At 72.9% G+C, this 1,707-nt stretch carries 1 protein-coding gene; it reads left to right on the forward strand.

The window, feature by feature from the left end:
• Positions 1 to 58: 58 nt before the first annotated feature.
• Entirely contained in the window at positions 59 to 1,549 is a 1,491-nt protein-coding gene (locus HW445_RS29920) for an FG-GAP-like repeat-containing protein (RefSeq protein ID WP_180223945.1), read from the forward strand.
• Positions 1,550 to 1,707 lie beyond the last annotated feature (158 nt).

Genomic DNA, 1,707 nt, shown 5'->3' on the forward strand with positions numbered 1-1,707 from the left:
ACTCCGCCCGGCCCCAGCCGGCCCGTACACCAACGCGCCCGAGCGCGTCAGGAGGACCATGAACCACAGAACGCGCACCGCCCTGGCGACCGCCGCCGCGGCCGTGCTCACCGGCGGCCTGCTCACCGTGGCGACCGCCACCACCGCGGTCGCCGCCGACTCGGCCACCGTGCTGCGGCCGGACTTCAACTGCGACGGGAAGGGCGACGTCGTCACCGGCGCGATGCTGGCGCACGTCGGCGGCAAGGCCGAGGCCGGCCAGATCGTCGCCCTCTACGGCAGCAGCACCGGGATCTCCGCCACCAAGCGCACCGTGATCAGTCAGGACACGGCCGGAGTGCCCGGCGCCGCCGAGGCCGGGGACCGCTTCGGCCTGGACACCGCCTTCGGCGACTTCGACAAGGACGGCTGCGACGACCTCGCGGTCGGCGCGCCCGGCGAGGACGTGTCCGGCGACGTGGACGCCGGCTCGGTCACCATCCTGTGGGGTTCCGCCTCCGGCCTGACCGGCAGCGGCTCCATCACCGTGAAGGACCCGGCCTCCAGCTCCCACGACCAGTGGGGCAACACCCTCGCGATCGGCGACTTCGACCGCGACGGCCAGGCCGACCTCGCGGCCACGACCACCAAGACCAAGCTCTACGTCTACCGGGGCGGCATCACCAGGGCCGGTGCCACCGGCGGCTGGTACGGGGTCGTCACGCCGCTCTACACCGGGCAGCCCGACCCGCAGGAGGACATCCCGCCGATCAACATCCACGCCGGGGACGTCACCGGGGACGGCGCCACGGACCTGGTCGTCGACGGCATGGAGTTCGACGAGTACGACGGCTACCCGCACAACTACCTGTTCCTCGGCGGCAAGTCCGGCCTCCAGGCGGAGAGCTACCAGGAGCTGCGCCCCGGCGTCGTCACCGCGATCGGCGACATCGACCGCGACGGCTTCGGCGACATCGTCAGCGGCGCCGAGTGGAACGAGTCCGACGGGTACGGCGCCACCCCGTACGGCGCCCGCGGCGGCCAGGTCTGGATCACCTACGGCACCGGCACCGGCGTCGACGAGATCACCGCCATCAACCAGGACACCTCCGGCGTCCCCGGGGCCTCCGAGACCGACGACCGGTTCGGCTTCGAGCTGGACCTCGGCGACGTCAACAAGGACGGCTACCTCGACCTCGCGGTCGGCGTCCCCGGCGAGGACGTCGACGGCTACGAGGACGCCGGCAGCATCGTCGTCCTCTACGGCTCCGCCGCCGGCATCACCGGCGCCGGCTCGCAGTCCTTCCACCAGGACACGGCCGGCTTCCCCGGGGGCAACGAGGACAACGACAACCTGGGCATGGACGTGAAGCTCGACGACGTCACCGGCGACGGCCGCGCCGACCTGGTCGCCGGCTCCTGGGAGAACGACAACGGCTCGGTGGTCTACCTGCCGGTGAACACCACCACCGGCAAGATCACCACCACCGGCTCGCGCTCCCTGTCCCCCACCGCCGTCGGTGTCTCCACCTCCGGCTACCCGGGCTTCGGCGTCAACTTCGCCGACTGACCGACCCTGCGGGAGACGACCCCCGGCGGGGCACGACGGTGCCCCGCCGGGGGTCCGGTGCGTGCGCGGCGGGAGGACCACCACGACCGGCGCCGGTGTGATCTTCCCCACCTCGGCGGGCGTCTCCGCCGTCGAAACCCCGGCGCCGGGACGGCCCG

It is taken from the genome of Streptomyces sp. UH6, assembly GCF_013421635.1.
Taxonomy (GTDB): Bacteria; Actinomycetota; Actinomycetes; order Streptomycetales; family Streptomycetaceae; genus Streptomyces; species Streptomyces abyssomicinicus.

Excerpts from the sequence above, each read along its gene's own strand:
- HW445_RS29920 (WP_180223945.1), top strand. The coding sequence starts at position 59 with ATGAACCACAGAACGCGCACCGCCCTGGCGACCGCCGCCGCGGCCGTG.